We start from the raw sequence: 18,528 nt of genomic DNA, 5'->3' as shown, positions 1-18,528 counted from the left end.
CCTTTTAGATAAGGTAGTCATAGCCACGTGGTGTCTCGTCTTGTTTGACGGTTTCTGTGACTTGCTCACGCGTGAATGGACGGAACTGGATTCGGACGTCTTGGTAACCGGTTGCTTGCAAGGCGTCCGTCGTTCGGTCGAGGAATGGGGTCGCCAGTTGTTCAAGGACCGGATGATCGTTTTCGATTGTGATCTGCATCTTTCGGTTAACGGTCTCGACCCGGACACCGATTTCCCCGAGGCGCGGCGTATTGAGCTGGACATACAACGTATTGTTTTCCCAGTCGATCACTTCGTCCGGCCGTTTATTTTGCAAATGGACGTGGAGTCCTGCCGTCGCTTCAATAAGTTGGACCGGTAAGGCGAGTAAAATCTGGTTCAACTGTTGCTGACTGTCCGGTTTATTGACTTGCTGTTGTGCTGCAAGGAACGTCTGCAATTTGGCAGCTTCCGGATTTGCTGCCGGCGTACTCAGTTTCAGTTCCGCCGTCTGGAGCTGAAGCGTCTTTTGGACGGTTTCCTGCAAAAGACGTGGACTGTTCTGTTGCGGCTCATATGGAACGACTTTTTGTGCCGTTTGTGACGAAGGAAACGGCGCTTGTGGCAGTAGTCCCTGCATCTCCGGTAAGTAAGTCGGACGAACGTTTGCTGGCGCATACCGGAAGGCTTCAAACGCAACCCGGACTTCTTGTAATACGGCTTTTGCCTCTGTTCCACGCCCGAGTAACGCCAGTTCCGCACCCCGTTCGAGTTTCGATAAAAAGTGGACTAGCTGTTTTTCATCCTTCATCGAGGTATGTAACAAAGCATCCGTTTGCTGGAAGACTTGTTTTAAGCGTTGCGCCGTACTCTCGATGACGGCGACCATCTGGACTGGACGTGTCTCGACGAGTGGTTCGATCTGGCGAAGTTGGGAGACGATCGTTCGCTGTTGGCTCTTGAAATCGTTCGTGATTTCGGCAAGCCGTGGCGTCACTTCGCGGACAAGCGTCAAGGCAGAGCGGACCGGTGCCGTTTGCCCCGTTACTGGTTCCGTTTGACTTGCCCGTGCCGTCAGACCAATCAATTGCTCGCGGACACTTGTCTTCGGCTCAAGCGGTGTTTGCGGGAAATAGGGCGCCAGTTGTTTGCGGACCGTCTCAATCTCGCCTTGTTCGAGCGTTGCGACGAGTGCCGGGCGTTTCTCTGCTGGTACGTGTTCAATGTATTGTCGGATATGCAGAGATGACGCTGTCTCGATATCGCGTTGCGTCGGTAGCGTCACACGAGCGACGTCAAGGGCGACGGCTTTTTCAAACGTCGGTTGCTCCGTTAAGGCGTCGTGCTCCGGAAGGACGTCCGAATAGTCTTCCGTTGTCGCAAGGAGACTTGCGATCAAGACGTCGGCGTCAACTGGCAGTGCAGTATCCGGTCGCGACACGAGTTCGAGTGCTAAGTCCTTGTACGTTCCTTGCAGTGCCGTCACAAGCTGGGCGACGATTTCCGGTGTCTGCGGCAATTGACCGCTTGCGAGTAACTTCGCGACGGCTTGCTTCAGTTCTGCAGGTACACCTTCAAGCAAAGCGGGATCGACATTTGACGGAACAGACAGGACAGGTGGCGTTTCCGCATCTGGTGTCGCTGGTGTTAGTTGTTCAATCAGGTAACCTTCTGCTGTCTGTCCTTTGACCTTGAACTGGAAATCACCTGTCGGAACGTCGCCTGTGAAGGTCATCTCGATCTTATCCCGACCGACCTGGACGAGAGCCGTATGCGGACCAGTCTGCTCAAGGACCGTCCCTTTATAGGTCTTTGTGTCCAAAAGCGGCGTCTGACCAGGGGATTGCGCCGGACGTGCCGGATTCAATTGGATGTTCATCGAGAAGCCTCCTTGTTTTTTAAAACTGTCATCTCATTATATATCGGCAGAAACCAAAAAGGATTGAGCGAATTCATCGCCCAACCCTGATTTTTTTACGGTTACTCTTTAAGATTTGATTGCATTAAAGCGTTCCTCTAATGTCATCGCGTTCAATTGTTGATAACGAGCCATCAGCTCGCCAGTTGCTTTCATTTGGTTGAGGACGATGTAAGGAGAGGCGTTTACGGGAAGGATCATGCCATTACGAGTCTTGAGCTTCGTCTGTCCGTCTTCCTCGATGACTTCAGACATGTGGCTCCAAGCATACCACTCGCAATCATCACGTTTCGGTGATTTTGTTGGGAAAAACACGAGGCCGAGTGTCGGTTCAATGACGACTGGTACTTTTCCTTTTACAGATGCGACACGTTTTGCTGTCACGATGCGTTCCTCAATGGAACTGTTGTATTGCCTGCAGGAAAGCTGCAGTAGTTGATACGGTCGAAGCGGGGTCATGATGGTCGAGCCATCCTCGAGTACGATGATGGATTGCTTCATCATGTCGTAGCACGGGAGAATCGCCACCGTCCGTTTCGTGATTCGATACTTTTCGTCATTATGGAATGGTCGCATTCGACTACATCCTCCTTAAGATAGGACAATGGATAAAATAGGTAATTACTAACGATATAATACAATAGTACAACTGTAATGACAATGTGATTTTTTAAAATATAAAGCAATAAGTAGGGAATATTATTCATTTTTCAGATTGAATTCAAATTAATCAGAATTTTTAATTGTCAATAATTCCTTCTTTTGATAGACTAAGCCGTAGAGAGCTTGCTCTCGAACTCTGGTTTGCGAAGGGAACGTGAATTCGAATGGAACAAGGTAAAGTAAAATGGTTTAATGCTGAAAAGGGTTATGGTTTCATTGAAACGTCTGATGCTAAAGACGTATTCGTACACTTCTCAGCAATTCAAGCTGATGGTTACAAATCACTTGAAGAAGGCGAAGAAGTGGAATTTGAAATCGTTGAAGGCGATCGTGGTCCACAAGCTGCGAACGTTTCAAAGATCTAATCCAATAGCAGCCGCCACCGTTTTTAGGCTAGTCGCCTAAAAGCGGTTTTTGTTTTGAGTTCGGATAGAACGGGTATATACGTTAACATCAACATGCTTCAATATTATCGTACGCTAAGAACAGTAGTGAACGTTCATGAGAATGTCATTGTTCTCATGGTCTTCCTTCACTTATCGTGCTATAATAAAAACGAACCGAAGAATTTCGAATATTCAGAAGGAAACGACTGGAGCATCTCGAATTCATAGGTTCAACCGGTTACTTAAGGAGGAGTTTACATGATCTACAACATTCGCGGTGAAAACTTGGACGTCACAGATGCTCTCAAGGATTACGTCGAGAAAAAGCTTGAAAAGTTAACTCGTTATTTTACAACTCCTACGGAAGCGCAAACGGCTTATGTCAATCTCAAAGTCAACAATGAGAAGCAAAAAGTCGAAGTGACGATTCCAATGCCAAACCTCTTGCTCCGTGCTGAGGATGTCAATGGCGATATGTATGCAGCAATCGACCTCGTCGTCGATAAGCTCGAACGTCAGATCCGGAAACACAAAACGAAATTGAACCGGAGAGGGCGCGCTAAAGAAGGCGGCATCGGAGAGTACTTCAAAACGCTCGAAGGACCGGAAGCGGAAGCGCCAGTCTATGAAGAGGACGAGGCAGAACTCGAACTCGTTCGGACGAAGCGTTTCACACTCAAACCAATGGACACGGAAGAAGCGATTCTTCAGATGGACATGCTCGGACACGCATTCTTCGTCTTCTCAGACGCAGAAACGGGCAACACGAACGTCGTCTACCGTCGTAAGGATGGTCGTTACGGTTTGATTGAACCAGAATAATGAATGCAACAGGGACTCGCTCTTACGGGCGAGTCCCTTTTTGATATGATGGAAAACTATTTCTAAACAAGGTACGTTTGCTCTACGACAAAAGACCGAGACCGCTACTTGGTCCGCTTGTTGAAATTTGACGTCGTATTCGGTACACTGAATAAAGGAAAAATCTCGGAATTCTGTTCGTTCAAAGAATCGTTCGAAGTAAGGGGACTGTAAGGCATGGCTAATTTTCTAAAAGAATTATTTGCACCAACGAAACGTGTCCTGAAGAAAGCCGAAAAAGCAGCAGATGCTGTGGAAGCGCTTGAGACACAAATCGGTGCGTTATCGGATCAAGAACTGGAAGGGAAAGTCGTTGAATTCCGTGAGCGTCTCGCTAACGGAGAAGACTTAGATGATATTTTACCGGAAGCCTTCGCGGTCTGTCGCGAAGTGTCAACACGCGTTCTCGGCATGCGCCACTACCGCGTTCAGTTGATTGGTGGATATGTCCTGCACAATGGGGATATCGCCGAAATGAAGACCGGGGAAGGTAAGACGCTCGTCGCAACACTCCCTGTCTATTTGAATGCTCTCGCAGGCAACGGCGTACACGTCGTTACCGTCAACGAATATCTCGCAAAACGTGACCGTGACATCATGGAGCCGCTTTATGCAGCACTTGGTCTCTCGGTCGGCTTGAACCTCTCAAGCATGTCGCGTCAAGAAAAACAAGCAGCATACAGCTGTGACATCACGTACGGAACGAACAACGAGTTTGGTTTCGATTACTTGCGTGACAACATGGTCCTCTACAAAGAAGACCGCGTTCAACGTCCACTCAGTTATGCCGTCGTCGATGAAGTCGACTCGATTCTCGTCGATGAAGCGCGGACTCCGCTCATCATCTCAGGGTCTGCCGAGAAATCGACAGCGCTCTATTCGCAAGCAGATGCATTCGCGAAAATCATGAAAGCAGATGAAGACTACACAGTCGACATCAAGACGAAGAGTGTCCTGTTGACGGAGCAAGGAATCGACCGGGCTGAAAAATACTTCGGCATTGATAACTTGTTTGGTCTCGAACACGTTGCGCTCAACCATCACTTAAGCCTCGCACTGCGGGCGAACGCTGTCATGCATCGCGACGTCGACTATATGGTTCGCGAAGACGAAGTCATGATCATCGACCAATTCACGGGTCGTGTCATGGAAGGTCGTCGTTATTCGGAAGGTTTGCACCAAGCGATCGAAGCGAAGGAAGGCGTCGAGATTCAACGCGAATCCATGACCCTTGCGACGATCACGTACCAAAACTTCTTCCGGATGTATACGAAGCTTGCCGGGATGACCGGTACAGCGAAGACGGAGGAAGAAGAGTTCCGTAACATCTACAACATGCACGTCGTACCGGTTCCGACGAACAAACCGGTCGTCCGAAACGATATGCCGGACTTGATCTTCAAAACGATGAACGGGAAGTTCGCTGCTGTCGCAGACGAAATCGAACGTGCCCACCGTGAAGGACAACCAGTCCTCGTCGGTACGGTTGCCGTCGAGACGTCGGAGTTACTTAGTAACATCCTCAAAAAACGTGGCATCCGTCACGAAGTCTTGAACGCGAAAAACCACGCACGTGAAGCGGAAATCATCGAGAACGCGGGTCAAGCGAACTCGGTCACGATCGCAACGAACATGGCCGGTCGTGGTACCGACATCAAGCTCGGTCAAGGCGTCTTAGAAAAAGGTGGTCTCTACATCCTCGGGACAGAACGTCACGAATCACGCCGTATCGATAACCAGCTCCGTGGTCGTGCCGGTCGTCAAGGGGATCCAGGTGCATCACAATTCTATCTCTCACTTGAAGATGAATTGATGCGTCGCTTTGGTTCTGATTCGCTGCAGTCGATGATGGACCGTCTCGGAATGGATGATTCGCAACCGATCGAGAGTCGGATGGTGTCTCGTGCCGTTGAATCGGCTCAAAAACGCGTCGAAGGAAATAACTTTGATGCACGGAAACAAGTCCTCGGCTACGATAACGTCATGGCGGACCAACGGAAAGTCATGTACGCGGACCGGGCAGCAATTCTCGATGCCGGTTCCGTGTCAGATATCGTCCGTCCGATGATTGAGCAAACGATCGAAGCAGGTGTCCATCAGTACACGCCGGTCGAGTTCGTACCGGAAGAATGGAGCATTGGTGCGCTTGCGGAGTGGGCGAACCAGACGCTTGCAATCGAAGAGAAAGTCACGGAAAGCGACCTCTTCGGAAAAGAACGCGAAGAGATCATCGAGTTGCTCAAAGAGCGCACATTCGCGCACTACGAGCACAAACGGTCAGAAGTCCCAGCAGAAGCATTCGATGAGTTCGAAAAAGTCATCGTCCTACGTGCCGTCGACCAACACTGGATGAACCACATCGATCAGATGGATCAACTCCGTGAAGGGATTCACCTCCGGGCATACGGTCAAAACGACCCGCTCCGTGAATACCAATCGGAAGGTTCAATGATGTTTGATGCGATGAACGCTGCGATCGCAGAAGAAGTGACACAATTCGTCCTTCGTGCGGATCTCGACCCGAACCTCAAACGCGAAAAAGTCGTCCAAGACGAAGTCGCGGTTTCTGGTAAGGAAGACAAAGCGGTCAAGAAAAAACCGGTCCGGAAAAATCCAAACGACCAAATCGGACGCAACGATCCGTGCTGGTGTGGATCCGGTAAGAAATATAAGAACTGTCACGGCCGTCAGGCATAAGTGATGAATCGACTGAAAGAGAGGCAGGAGATTCCTGCCTCTTTTCACGGAAAGAGAAGGTGGATTACATGGAATTAGCAGAAATTCGCAACACCGCCGAGTGGATGGAAAAGAAACTCGACGAATATAAGGCATCACTCGACCTTGAGTCGAAGATTGCTCGGATTGAAGAACTCGAAAACGAGATGACGTACCCGGACTTCTGGAACAACCAGGAATCGGCACAAAAAGTCATCGATGAGTCGAACGGCTTAAAAGCGATGGTCGACAAGTATAAAGAACTCGAAGCAGGTCACGAGAACGTCGCCTTGACGTATGAATTGATCAAGGAAGAGCCGGATGTGGATCTTCAAGAAGAGCTCGAGTCAGAACTCGGCGACCTCAAGAAAAAGTTCGAAGACTTCGAATTACAAATCCTCTTGAACGGGGAATATGACGCAAACAACGCGATTCTCGAGTTACACCCAGGTGCGGGCGGTACTGAGTCACAAGACTGGGCATCAATGCTTCTCCGGATGTACCAACGTTTCTGCGATAAGCAGGGCTGGAAAGTCGAAACGATGGATTACCAACCCGGTGATGAAGCCGGTGTCAAATCGGTCACGCTTCGTATTCAAGGGCACAATGCCTATGGTTACTTGAAAGCCGAAAAAGGGATCCACCGTCTTGTCCGGATCTCACCGTTTGACTCGTCAGGCCGTCGTCATACATCGTTCGTCTCGTGTGACGTCATGCCGGAATTCAACGATGACATCGATATCGAAGTTCGCACGGAAGACTTGCGAATCGATACGTATCGTGCTTCTGGTGCCGGTGGTCAGCACATCAATACGACGGACTCAGCTGTCCGGATCACCCACGTTCCGACAGGCGTCGTCGTCTCTTGTCAACAAGAACGGTCGCAGATCAAAAACCGTGAAGCGGCGATGAAGATGTTGAAAGCGAAACTTTACCAACGCGAAATCGAAGAGCAACAAAAGAAACTCGACGAAATCCGTGGTGAAAAATCGGATATCGCGTGGGGTAGCCAAATCCGTTCGTACGTCTTCCACCCATACAGCATGGTCAAGGATCACCGGACGAACTATGAAGTCGGGAACACGCAAGGGGCAATGGATGGTGACATCATGGGCTTCATCGATGCGTACCTTCGTCTCATGAATATGTAAGACAACCAACCAGTCGGACGATGTTCGACTGGTTTTTTGACCGTCAAAGGGGGAAACGTGATGAAGAAGCAAAGTTGGGTCAACAAACAGGCGTGGGAGTACCGAGCATATGAATTTTGGGAGAAACGCGATGGGACACCAGCCGAATATGCTGCACGTATTAAACAAGATCCAGCCGCATGCCTGAAGAAGCATCGACATGATCTCGAAGACGTCGCGGGGAAGGCGATCGCGAATATTTGTGGTTCGAACGGACGCAAGGCGGTTCCGTTAGCGTTACTCGGGGCGGACGTCACTGTGTTCGATATCTCAGAGGAGAATGCCAAGTATGCGCTTGAACTGGCGCACCATGCTGAGACAAGAATCACGTATGTCGTCGGTGATCTCTATGCGATCGATCTTGAACGATATCGCGATACCTTTGATATCCTTTACTTAGAAGGCGGGATTTTGCATTATTTTGCTGATCTCAAGCGTTTTTTACAGATTCTCTTTGCGATCTTGCAACCTGGTGGACAGCTGATCCTTAGTGATTTTCATCCGGTCGGACGCTGGATCGATGCTGATTTGACGTATACACCACGCTACTTCGATCAAGCCTTGCAAGCGGGTGACTTGGCGTATAAGACACACTTTACGAATGAGGAGCAAGTCGATTTTCCAGACGTTTCTGTCCGCTATTTTACATTGAGTGAGATCTTAAATGGGATTCTTCAAACACGTTTCACATTAGAACGATTCGACGAGCATCGTGGATGGAACGGTGAGAACATCCCGTCCGAGTTCACGCTTCTCGCAACTAAACCACTTGAAGGGAGCAATAACTAATGATCATCCGTAAAGAAGGCTTCAAGGACGCTACGGGAATCCGGCTCGTCCATGAAGCGGCATTCGAACAACCAAACGAAGCGAATCTTGTTGATGCGTTACGCGAGGAAGAAGCCGCGCAACCAGTCTTCGGTCGCGTCGCCGTGACTGATAAAGGAGAAATCGTTGGTCATGTCCTGTTGAGCCGGATCCATATCGATGACATCCCATCGCTTGCCTTAGCGCCGGTCGGTGTCCTACCCGCTTGGCAGCGAAAGGGTATCGGCTCTGAATTGATCCGTCAAGTGATCGAGGATGCGCGTGACGCCGGGGAATCTCACATCGTCGTCCTCGGTCACGACAGCTATTATCCACAGTTCGGCTTTGAACGGGCGATTGACTACGGTATTGAGCCGCCGTTCCCCGTTCCGCCAGAGGTCTTTCTCGTCCTTGCTCTTGAACGAAATGGGTTGCGCGGCGTTAGCGGCATCGTCCGCTACAGTCCGCCCTTTAGTGCGGTATAAAGGGAACACTGTGAGTTGTTCCGCCTATCTAGTCGTTGTTTGACTTTTCCGCTAAAATGAAACACGAGAATTAATCGATAAGGGGAAATGGAATGTCATGACATCGACACGTCAGGAAGTCGTGCGCGATTATGCGTATTTGTTAATCGGGTCCTTGTTCGTCGCAAGTGCCTTTAGTTTATTTTTAGCACCGAACCAACTCGCCTCGGGAGGGGTCAGTGGCTTATCGATCGTCTTGAACGATTTGTTCGGAATTTCGCCAGGATTGTTCCAACTCGTCGCGAACGTCGTCTTGCTTGCGATCGGTTGGATGATCCTCGGGATGGGCTTTGGGGTCAAATCACTCGTCGGGTCGATCTTCTTACCGGTCGTCATTCTCCTATATGAGCGGTTCGATGTTCCGGCTGCGACAATGAATCCGATGCTTGCTGCAATCTTCGGTGGTGCCGGGGTCGGGATTGGACTCGGTCTGATCTTCCGGGGGCGAGCGTCGACCGGAGGAATGGATTTGATTGCGCAAATCCTGCATCGTTTCACGAAATTGCCACTTCATCTGTGTATCGCCTTGCTTGACGGCACGATCGTCATCAGTGCGGCGACGATTTTTTCACTTGAAATCGGTCTGTACGCACTCGTCGCCTTATTCATCACGATCAAGATGATCGACGTCGTCCAGCTCGGAATCACGAACGACAAACTTGCCTATATCATCTCCGATCAACGGGAAGCGTTAGTGAAGGAAATCTTCGAGACACTCGATCGCGGGGCGACGGAGATCGAGGCAGCGGGAGCGTTCACGCGGACACGCAAACCAATGCTGATGGTCGTCGTTCGTCAAGGAGAAATCACGACACTAAAGGAAATCGTCAAACACATCGATCCATCGGCATTCCTCGTCGTCAGTGAAGCCCATGAGGTGCTCGGACTCGGGTTTACAGACGATAAACGTTACCGTAATGTGCCGTAATCGTTCTTAAAACGTGAAGTTTTTGTGAAATCACGCTTAACTCCTCCGAATAACGGTTATACTCTAACTAGGTCAGTAGCGTTTATGTAGATACTTACAAGAGGGGGATATCCGGATGAAGCTGAAAAACTTGTTACTCGCGTTAGGCTTAGGAACGACACTTGCGCTCGCAGCATGTGGTGGTAGTGACGATTCGAGTTCTGATGATTCATCGTCAGGCACGAAGGATGAGTCAACGATGAACGATGATTCGTCGAAGACACAATCCGGTGTAGATGCTGAGAAAATCTTCGCCAACAACTGTGCGACGTGTCATGGTAAAAACCTTGAAGGAAACGTCGGACCGAACTTGACGAAAGTCGGCTCGAAATATTCTTCAGAAGAGATTCAAAAAATCATCAAGAACGGGAAGGGGCAAATGCCTGCTGGAATCCTGAAAGATGATAAAGAAATCATGGCTGTTGCCGACTGGCTCGCTGCTAAAAAATGATTATGGGATATGATGGGGTACGAGATGACACACACGACATGTGTTCGTCATTCGTGCCTCTTTTTTATGGTATAATCGCTTGAAATGACATTTGATTGTAATGTGCGTTCAAATTTGTCCCTGTTATAATGGTGGTCGGTAGGTTTTTGGACCTATTCATTCAGCATCAGTAAATAAGTAAGGATGTGAAGTACGTGATCAAGATGCAACGAATCAGTAAGATTTATCCGAACGGCGTCACGGCACTCCGTGAGGTCGATTTAACGATCAATCAAGGCGAATTCGTCTATATCGTCGGTCCGTCGGGTGCGGGTAAATCAACATTCATGAAAATGATGTACCGCGAAGAGAAACCAACGAGCGGTTCATTTTTGTTTAAAGGAATCGAAGTCGGTAAGTTGAAGAACCGTCAAATCCCCGAACTTCGTCGCCAAATCGGCGTCATCTTCCAAGATTTTAAATTACTCCCGTCACTGACGGTTTATGAAAATGTCGCCTTTGCGCTAGAAGTCGTAGGGGAAGACAAAGCACAAATCCGGAAGAAAGTACTCGAAGTACTCGATCTCGTTAAGCTCAAGCATAAAGAGCGCAACTATCCGGACGAATTATCTGGGGGCGAACAACAACGGATCTCGATCGCGAGAGCCATCGTCAACCGTCCGTCACTCGTCATCGCCGATGAGCCGACTGGAAACCTGGACCCGGATACAGCCTGGGAGATCATGGAAGTATTCGAAGAGATTTATCGCCGTGGGACAACGGTCGTAATGGCGACACACAACCGGGAAATCGTGAACAAGATGCGTCATCGTGTCTTAGCGATCGATGGAGGAAAAATCGTCCGAGACGAAGAGAAAGGAATGTACGGCTATGAAGTTTAATGGATTCCGTCATTTACGGGAAGGGGCAAAAGGTCTCGTCCGGAACGGCTGGATGACATTCGCTTCTGTCAGTGCCGTTACCGTCACGTTACTTCTCGTAGGAATATTCGCGATGCTCATGTTCAACGTCAACAAGATTTCCGATAACGTCGAAAAAGACGTTGAAATCCAAGTATTCGTCGAACGAGAAGCAGACCAGTCGAAGATCGATTCAGTAGGTGATTCCCTCAAGCAGATGCCGGGCGTCAACTCTGTTCGTTACAGTTCGAAAGAAGAAGAACTAGACCGCTTCAAGAAGCAACTTGGCGAAGGTTCCCAAGCCTATCAGTCGGTTGAAAAAGACAATCCGCTTCACGACCGATATATCGTCAAAGCTACCTCACCAAAAGAGACAGAAACACTTGCAAATTCCATCAAAAAAATGGAAAATGTAGATAGTGTCGAATACGGTAAGGACTATGTTAAAAAGATGTTTAGCTTCCTTGAAGGAGTTCGGATCGGTGGAATCATCCTGATCGTCGGATTGACGTTCATGGCGATGTTCCTCATTTCGAACACGATTAAAGTCACGATCTTCTCCCGTCGCCGGGAAATCGAGATCATGCGTCTCGTTGGAGCGAAAAACGGATTCATCCGTGCACCGTTCTTCGTCGAAGGATTATTGATGGGCATATTAGGTGCCATCATCCCGATCGTCGTCGTCTACTTCGGTTACGAAGTCTCCTACAATGCGATCCAACCCCAACTTTCTACCGTGAATGCGGGAATATTCTCGCTGATTCCACCAGGTGAATTGTCGGCACAAGTCGTCTTAATCCTGCTCGGACTCGGTGCATTCATCGGTGTATGGGGATCAACGACATCACTCGGTCGTTTCTTGAAGATTTAAATCAGTTACCCAAAAATAAAATAGAGGAGAGATGCTTCTCATGAAAGTCCGATTCTATTCTGCCGTCCTGAGCTTAGCTTTGATTGGAACTAATGTGTCCGTTGATGCCACGTCGAAAGAAGATTTGCTGAAGGAACAACAGGAGGTCGAAAGCCGTCTGAAAGAGACGGAACGATCACAGAATCAGACATCAGAGAAGTTGATCTTGACGAAACAGGAGCGTAAGGAAGCCCGTGCGCAACTGAATGAAGTCAACAGCCGTTTGGATGATTTAGCGCTTAAGATAGCCGATCAACAAGCGGCTGTTGCTGCATCTAAAGAACAATTGCGTCTGACGGAAGCAGCGATTTCCGAGACGCTCAAGGAACTGCATCAACAAGAAGAGTTGCTTGGAAGCCGATTGCGTGCCGTCCAACAAAAAGGAGACGTCAAATACATCGAGGTCTTGCTCGACGCAAAAGACTTTGGTGATTTGATTTCGCGCTTCAGTACGGTCAGTGAGATCATTAAACAAGATGATCATGTCTTACAAGCTTACAAGGGGAACGTCAAACAACTGAGCGAACAACGGTCGGAACAAGCACTATTGCTTGAAAGCATGAAACGGGAACAACGGAAGTTGCTCGTACTCCAGACACGAATCATTGCGGAATCTGAGCTCAAGCGAAAGCTTGTCGTCCAGTTGAACACGAAGGTCAAGGAACTGCAACAAGAGCAGTTCTCTAAAGCCGAGGAAGCAGAAATTCTCGCGGATCAGCGCCGTCTGATTCAAAACGAATTGATCGCCCTGCAAGAAGCCGAACGGAAAGCAAAAGAAGAAGCGAAACGGAAAGCGGAAGAAGCGGCGCGGGCAGCAGAAGCAAAACGTCAAGCGGAAGCGGCAGAAGAGGCACGTGCAGCAGAGGCAAAAAAGAAAAAATCCGATGCTCCAAGTGCGGAACCGACCATTCCTGAAGTCGAGTCACCGACTGCGACGCCGGAGCAACCGGCAGATGCCGTGACGAGTCGCCCGTTCCATTTACCGGTTCAAGGATATGTCTCGTCGCCGTTCGGTCCCCGGAACAATCCGTTGACAGGAAAGCCGGAGATTCATAAAGGGATTGATCTCGTAAATGCAAAAGGAACACCGATTCATGCGGCGGCAGGTGGTATCGTTCTACGTGCCGGTAGTGCAACAGGTTACGGGAACGTCGTCATGGTGACGCATTTGATCGATGGACAGGTCTACACGACCGTCTATGCACATCTCGATTCGATCAGCGTCTCCGCCGGTCAAACAGTCATGCCGGGTAAGACGGTCGGCACATTAGGTACAACGGGCTGGTCGACAGGTCCGCATTTGCATTTCGAATTGCATAAGGGAGAGTGGGCAGTCGGACAACCGAATGCAGTTGACCCAGCACCGTACATCTTTTGACATCCCACAGAATACTGAAAAGATAGGGTAACCTATCTTTTTTTGCTATACTGAAAAAAATAATGCGTTTTTAATGGAAGTGGGGAATCAAGCGTGAAAAAATCTACAACAGCAGTGATTGCGGTCAGTACCTTCGGGCTTGGTTTAGGGGCAGGTGCCGTCGGTATGTTAGCGGCTGGCGGAACAGATTCCGTTGCAACGCAGTCATCATCTTCGAATGCGACAGGTGATTGGAAAAAAATCGACCAGGTCCGGCAGATGATCGAACAAAATTATCTAAAAGACGTGACAGATAAAGAGTTACTCGATGGTGCGTTATCTGGCATGACAGAAGTGCTTAACGATCCATATTCCGTTTATATGGATGAGTCGGAAACGACCTCATTCAACACGAATCTGTCGTCTTCGTTTGAAGGGATCGGTGCGACGCTTGAACAAAAAGGTGAGTCGATCGTCATCGTCTCGCCGATCAAAGGATCACCTGCTGAAAAAGCTGGTATCAAACCAGGCGACGTCATCCTAGAAATCGATGGTAAGTCGACAAAAGGTCAAAAGACGGATCAAGCCGTTAAAAAAATTCGCGGTGAAAAAGGAACGAATGTCGTCCTGACGATTCAGCGTAGCGGACAAGACGCGATGGAGATCACGATTAAACGCGATACGATTCCAATCGAGACGGTCTATACGTCAACGGAGAATGTCAATGGCAAGAAGATCGGTGTCTTACAAGTAACACAGTTCTCGGAACCGACAGCAGAAGAGTTCGAGAAGGGGTTGACGAAACTCGAGAGTCAGAACATTGATGGACTCGTCATTGATGTGCGCGGAAATCCGGGTGGTCTTTTGACGGCTGTCTCGAAAATGATCGCTCCGTTCATTCCGAAAGACGTGCCGATTTATCAAGTCGAGAACAATAAAGGCGAGCGCCAGCAGGAATTCGGGAAGGCAGACGAGAAGAAACCATATAACATCGTCGTCTTAGAAGACGGCGGATCGGCCTCAGCGTCCGAGATCCTCGCAGCCGGTCTGAAGGAAGGAGCTGGCGCCGAAGTCGTCGGTACGAAGTCGTTCGGGAAAGGGATCGTCCAAAGTGCGTATGACTTGAAGGACGGTAGCGACCTGAAGTTGACGACGAATAAATGGCTGACACCAGACGGGAACTGGATCCACAAAAAAGGGGTCAAGCCGACGGTCGAAGTCAAACAACCGGCGTACTTCAACGTCACGAAAATTTTGACTGATCAGAAGTCACTCGCTGTCGGCGATTACGGAAAATCAGTCGAGAATGCCCACCTCGTCCTCGAAGCGATCGGGTACGAGCCAAAAGGACAGGACGGCTATTTTGGTGACACGATGAAACAAGCTGTCGAGGCTTTGCAAAAGGATGCGAAACTTGACGTCACTGGAAAAATCGATCAGCAGACAGCGGGTGAGATGGAGACGCGTCTCCTGAAGAAACTCCAGGACGATAAGAATGACGTCCAGCGGAAAAAAGCACTCGAGGTCGCTGCTCAATAATAAGGAATGGAAAGAGGTCTGAATGCGCGTGGAATTACTCGATGAAATTGGTTGGACCGCGATTAGTCTCATCGCCAGTCCGACCTTGTGGTTAGCACTCCTTGTCAGTTGGGTCATCGGCATTCGGCGTGTCAAACGGGAACGCGGACTGTTTCGCTCCCGGACACACGGTAAACGAAGCGATGTCCTCGAAACACTTTTACCAGGCCTACTCGTCGGTCTCGTCTTGTCCGTCGTCAGCGGATGGCTCGGATTGACAGTGACACCGCAGTACGCTCTACTGTTGCTTGGACTTTCGAGCGTCCTGCTGTTGATTGGTGTCGTTCGTTTGAACCTGCCACTCTGGCCGATCGTCTTGCTTGGACTGACCGGCTGGTTCGTGATGGATTCACGTCTTGACTCGATCCGAGCGGTCGAGCCGAAGATGGTTTTATTGCTTGCGACGTTGACGCTCGTCGCGGAATGTCTCCTCGTCTGGTGGCGCGGGCAGCGGCGTCTGTCACCGTCACTCGTCGTTTCGAAGCGTGGTCGCTTCATCGGTGGGCTGTCAGCGAATAAACTTTGGCTATTGCCTTTGCTCGTCTTTGTTCCGGGCGACGTGCTTGAAGCCTGGTGGCCACGTTACAGCTTCCCGGAACTCGTTCCGGTCGTTCTCTGGTTACCGATCGGTTTCAGTTTCCTCTTTACAGGGAAGCTGCCGAAAGAATTGATGCGTCCGCTCGTTCAAGGACGTTTGATCACGAGTCTTGTTGCAGTTTTATTGACGGTTCTTGCGTACGTGACTGGTCAAGCTGAATGGCTCTACGGAATCGTCTTGTTGCTCGTCCTGCACATTTTGTTGCACCAGCGGGTCAAACGCTTGAACCGGGCGCAAACGCCGTTGTTCCTCAATGGAACGCGTGGTGCCGTCATCCTTGGAACACTTCCCGATAAACCGGCTGCTGAGATGGGCTTGATTCCAGGTGAAGCGATCTATAAGGTCAACGGTGAAAAGGTCGACTCGGAAGCATCGTTCTATGAAGCCATCCAAAAACACAAACCGTATCTGCGTCTTGAAGTCATGAACCATAACGGAGACATCCGTTTTGCGCAACGTGCCTTTTATGAACAAGATCATCATGAGCTCGGTATCCTCTTCGTCAACGAACCGGTCCACGGTCGGACGAAGGTACGCTCTTTGCATTAAACTAGTACATCCCTGTCACGGAACAGCCGTGACAGGGATTTTTTTGTCGGCAGAAAAATCGAAGATCAGCACTCGAAGTAAAAAGAAACTTTTGCATTTTCGAAAAAAAGGGTAACTTCCTAAAAGGAGCACTTCATAATCGAATGTTTGTTCGTAAAGTGATACAATAGAAATAGATTTTTTAACGTGATGAGGGGGAAGCAAACGATGGATTTTGAACTCGTTTCACCATTTGAACCAGGCGGTGATCAGCCAACGGCAATCGAAAAATTGGTGACTGGGCTAAAACAAGGCGAACGACATCAGACGTTGCTTGGGGCGACCGGTACCGGGAAGACGTTCACGGTCTCGAACGTCATCAAGGAAATCAAGAAACCGACGCTCGTCCTTGCCCATAACAAAACACTAGCGGGACAACTCTACTCGGAGTTCAAGGAATTTTTCCCAAACAACGCGGTCGAATACTTCGTTAGTTTTTATGATTATTACCAACCGGAAGCGTACGTTCCGTCGACGGATACGTTCATTGAGAAGGACTCTTCGATCAACGATGAGATCGATAAGTTGCGTCACTCGGCAACGTCCGCCTTGTTTGAACGAGAAGACGTCTTGATCGTTGCGTCTGTCTCGTGTATCTATGGTCTTGGTAACCCGGAAGAGTACAACAACCACGTCTTATCCCTGCGTGTCGGCAATGAGATGGGGCGAAACGAGATGCTTCGTCGTCTGATCGATATCCAGTATGAGCGTAACGACATCGACTTCCAGCGCGGACGGTTCCGCGTCCGCGGAGACGTCGTCGAAATCTTCCCGGCGTCACGCGACGAACAGTGTGTCCGGGTCGAGTTCTTCGGTGACGAGATTGAACGGATCCGTGACATGGATCCGCTGACAGGTGAGATCGTCGCGGACCGCGAGCACATCTCGATCTTCCCGGCGTCCCACTTCGTGACGGGGGATACCCGTCTACAGAAAGCGATCGCGAACATCGAGAAGGAACTTGAAGTGCAGCTTGCGAAGTTACGTGAAGACAATCAGTTGCTTGAAGCGCAACGGCTCGAACAACGGACGAACTACGATCTTGAGATGATGCGTGAGATGGGCTATTGTTCCGGAATCGAGAACTACTCGCGTCACTTGAACTTGATGCCGGAAGGGGCAACACCGTATACATTGCTCGATTACTTCCCGAAGGACTTTTTACTCGTTGCCGATGAGTCACACGTCACATTGCCACAAATTCGCGGGATGTATAACGGGGACCAGGCACGGAAACAAGTCCTCGTCGATCACGGTTTCCGTCTTCCGTCGGCAAAAGACAACCGTCCGTTACGGTTCGAGGAGTTCGAGGAAAAAGTCAGTCAGGCGATCTATATCTCGGCGACACCAGGACCGTATGAACTCGAACATTCGAAAGAGATGGTCGAGCAAATCATCCGTCCGACCGGTCTCGTTGATCCAACGATCGAGATTCATCCGATCACAGGACAAATCGATTACTTGATGGATAACATCCGTGACCGGGTCGCGAAGAACGAACGCGTTCTCGTGACGACACTGACGAAGAAGATGGCAGAAGATTTGACCGATTACTTGAAAGAGAATGGCGTCAAGGTCAACTACATGCACTCGGAGATCAAGACCCTGGAACGGATTGAAATCATACGTGACTTGCGGCTCGGGAAATACGATGTCCTTGTCGGAATCAACTTGTTACGAGAAGGACTTGATATTCCAGAGGTTTCACTCGTGACGATTCTTGATGCCGATAAGGAAGGGTTCCTCCGGTCGGACCGTTCGCTGATTCAAACGATTGGTCGGGCGGCTCGGAACTCGGAAGGACACGTCATCTTGTTTGCTGATAAAGTCACCGATTCGATGCAACGCGCAATCGATGAGACGGAACGCCGTCGCGCGATCCAGATGGCGTTCAACGAAGAACATGGCATCACGCCGCAGACGATCAAAAAGGATGTCCGTGGTGTCATCAGTACGACGATCGAGAGCGACGACACCGTCGAAAAACTCGAGAAGTTCAACAAACTCAAAAAACCGGAACGTGAAACGTTGCTTGAGCAGCTCGACCAAGAGATGCGTCAAGCGGCGAAAGACATGCAGTTCGAACGAGCTGCTGAGCTCCGCGACCTCATATTAGAATTGAAAGCAGGTGCCTAAG

16 protein-coding genes are annotated in these 18,528 nt (G+C 49.6%); 14 read left to right on the top strand and 2 right to left on the bottom strand.

All coding sequences use genetic code 11. From position 1 onward, the window contains the following. Positions 1-4 precede the first annotated feature (4 nt). Positions 5-1,858, bottom strand: coding sequence for a hypothetical protein (locus ASG02_RS09930; protein ID WP_056063007.1), 1,854 nt, complete (start codon positions 1,856-1,858; stop codon positions 5-7). Positions 1,859-1,966: 108 nt separating this feature from the next. Beyond that, complete coding sequence (locus ASG02_RS09925; protein ID WP_056063004.1) at positions 1,967-2,473, bottom strand: competence protein ComK; 507 nt, start codon at positions 2,471-2,473, stop codon at positions 1,967-1,969. A gap of 251 nt (positions 2,474-2,724) precedes the next feature. Here ASG02_RS09925 and ASG02_RS09920 point away from each other — a divergent pair, with 251 nt between their 5' ends. The 14 genes from ASG02_RS09920 (at position 2,725) to uvrB (ending at position 18,527) form a co-directional block, all read left to right on the top strand. Next, positions 2,725-2,925 carry a cold shock domain-containing protein gene (locus ASG02_RS09920; protein WP_035410038.1) on the top strand — a complete coding sequence of 67 codons (201 nt, stop codon included), beginning with the start codon at positions 2,725-2,727 and terminating at the stop codon, positions 2,923-2,925. Between the two features lie 279 nt (positions 2,926-3,204). Next, positions 3,205-3,768, top strand: a complete 564-nt coding sequence (hpf, locus tag ASG02_RS09915) for a ribosome hibernation-promoting factor, HPF/YfiA family (RefSeq protein ID WP_035410035.1) — start codon at positions 3,205-3,207, stop codon at positions 3,766-3,768. Positions 3,769-3,984: 216 nt separating this feature from the next. Continuing rightward, entirely contained in the window at positions 3,985-6,504 is a 2,520-nt protein-coding gene (secA, locus tag ASG02_RS09910; RefSeq protein WP_035410032.1) for a preprotein translocase subunit SecA, read from the top strand. Between the two features lie 68 nt (positions 6,505-6,572). After that, positions 6,573-7,673 carry a peptide chain release factor 2 gene (gene prfB / locus ASG02_RS09905; protein WP_035410029.1) on the top strand — a complete coding sequence of 367 codons (1,101 nt, stop codon included), beginning with the start codon at positions 6,573-6,575 and terminating at the stop codon, positions 7,671-7,673. A 60-nt stretch (positions 7,674-7,733) separates the two neighbouring features. Then, a complete protein-coding gene (locus ASG02_RS09900; protein WP_056063001.1) occupies positions 7,734-8,501 on the top strand; it encodes a bifunctional 2-polyprenyl-6-hydroxyphenol methylase/3-demethylubiquinol 3-O-methyltransferase UbiG in 768 nt (255 codons plus the stop codon). Beyond that, positions 8,501-9,004, top strand: coding sequence for a GNAT family N-acetyltransferase (locus tag ASG02_RS09895; RefSeq protein ID WP_056062999.1), 504 nt, complete (start codon positions 8,501-8,503; stop codon positions 9,002-9,004). The genes ASG02_RS09900 and ASG02_RS09895 overlap by 1 nt, the downstream gene beginning before the upstream one ends. 97 nt (positions 9,005-9,101) lie before the next feature. After that, entirely contained in the window at positions 9,102-9,971 is an 870-nt protein-coding gene (locus tag ASG02_RS09890; RefSeq protein ID WP_056062997.1) for a YitT family protein, read from the top strand. A gap of 115 nt (positions 9,972-10,086) precedes the next feature. Continuing rightward, entirely contained in the window at positions 10,087-10,461 is a 375-nt protein-coding gene (cccB, locus tag ASG02_RS09885) for a cytochrome c551 (protein WP_056062994.1), read from the top strand. A 194-nt stretch (positions 10,462-10,655) separates the two neighbouring features. After that, on the top strand, positions 10,656-11,342 hold the full coding sequence (gene ftsE / locus ASG02_RS09880; RefSeq protein WP_056062992.1) for a cell division ATP-binding protein FtsE: 687 nt from the start codon (positions 10,656-10,658) through the stop codon (positions 11,340-11,342). Further along, entirely contained in the window at positions 11,332-12,231 is a 900-nt protein-coding gene (gene ftsX / locus ASG02_RS09875) for a permease-like cell division protein FtsX (RefSeq protein ID WP_056062989.1), read from the top strand. Before ftsE ends, ftsX begins: the two co-directional genes overlap by 11 nt. A gap of 40 nt (positions 12,232-12,271) precedes the next feature. Further along, entirely contained in the window at positions 12,272-13,648 is a 1,377-nt protein-coding gene (locus ASG02_RS09870; protein WP_056062986.1) for a murein hydrolase activator EnvC, read from the top strand. 93 nt (positions 13,649-13,741) lie between these two features. After that, positions 13,742-15,166 (top strand): S41 family peptidase, encoded by a 1,425-nt coding sequence (locus ASG02_RS09865; RefSeq protein WP_056062985.1) that lies wholly within the window; start codon positions 13,742-13,744, stop codon positions 15,164-15,166. A 22-nt stretch (positions 15,167-15,188) separates the two neighbouring features. After that, positions 15,189-16,352: a PDZ domain-containing protein gene (locus tag ASG02_RS09860; RefSeq protein WP_056062982.1), complete on the top strand. Its 1,164-nt coding sequence runs from the start codon at positions 15,189-15,191 to the stop codon at positions 16,350-16,352. A gap of 207 nt (positions 16,353-16,559) precedes the next feature. Further along, entirely contained in the window at positions 16,560-18,527 is a 1,968-nt protein-coding gene (uvrB, locus tag ASG02_RS09855; RefSeq protein WP_023469235.1) for an excinuclease ABC subunit UvrB, read from the top strand. The last annotated feature ends 1 nt before the right edge of the window (position 18,528 follow it).

The organism is Exiguobacterium sp. Leaf196 (assembly GCF_001423965.1).
In the GTDB taxonomy this organism is placed as follows: Bacteria; Bacillota; Bacilli; order Exiguobacteriales; family Exiguobacteriaceae; genus Exiguobacterium_A.
This window is presented reverse-complemented; position numbering and strand designations above follow the sequence as displayed.

Bases quoted from the DNA above. Each gene is read 5' to 3' on its own strand.
- ftsX (WP_056062989.1), top strand. From the start codon at position 11,332: ATGAAGTTTAATGGATTCCGTCATTTACGGGAAGGGGCAAAAGGTCTC.
- ASG02_RS09925 (WP_056063004.1), bottom strand. From the start codon at position 2,473: ATGCGACCATTCCATAATGACGAAAAGTATCGAATCACGAAACGGACG.
- ASG02_RS09890 (WP_056062997.1), top strand. From the start codon at position 9,102: ATGACATCGACACGTCAGGAAGTCGTGCGCGATTATGCGTATTTGTTA.
- ASG02_RS09860 (WP_056062982.1), top strand. From the start codon at position 15,189: ATGCGCGTGGAATTACTCGATGAAATTGGTTGGACCGCGATTAGTCTC.
- ASG02_RS09870 (WP_056062986.1), top strand. From the start codon at position 12,272: ATGAAAGTCCGATTCTATTCTGCCGTCCTGAGCTTAGCTTTGATTGGA.
- ASG02_RS09930 (WP_056063007.1), bottom strand. From the start codon at position 1,858: ATGAACATCCAATTGAATCCGGCACGTCCGGCGCAATCCCCTGGTCAG.
- secA (WP_035410032.1), top strand. From the start codon at position 3,985: ATGGCTAATTTTCTAAAAGAATTATTTGCACCAACGAAACGTGTCCTG.
- ASG02_RS09895 (WP_056062999.1), top strand. From the start codon at position 8,501: ATGATCATCCGTAAAGAAGGCTTCAAGGACGCTACGGGAATCCGGCTC.
- uvrB (WP_023469235.1), top strand. From the start codon at position 16,560: ATGGATTTTGAACTCGTTTCACCATTTGAACCAGGCGGTGATCAGCCA.
- hpf (WP_035410035.1), top strand. From the start codon at position 3,205: ATGATCTACAACATTCGCGGTGAAAACTTGGACGTCACAGATGCTCTC.
- cccB (WP_056062994.1), top strand. From the start codon at position 10,087: ATGAAGCTGAAAAACTTGTTACTCGCGTTAGGCTTAGGAACGACACTT.
- ASG02_RS09920 (WP_035410038.1), top strand. From the start codon at position 2,725: ATGGAACAAGGTAAAGTAAAATGGTTTAATGCTGAAAAGGGTTATGGT.
- ASG02_RS09900 (WP_056063001.1), top strand. From the start codon at position 7,734: ATGAAGAAGCAAAGTTGGGTCAACAAACAGGCGTGGGAGTACCGAGCA.
- prfB (WP_035410029.1), top strand. From the start codon at position 6,573: ATGGAATTAGCAGAAATTCGCAACACCGCCGAGTGGATGGAAAAGAAA.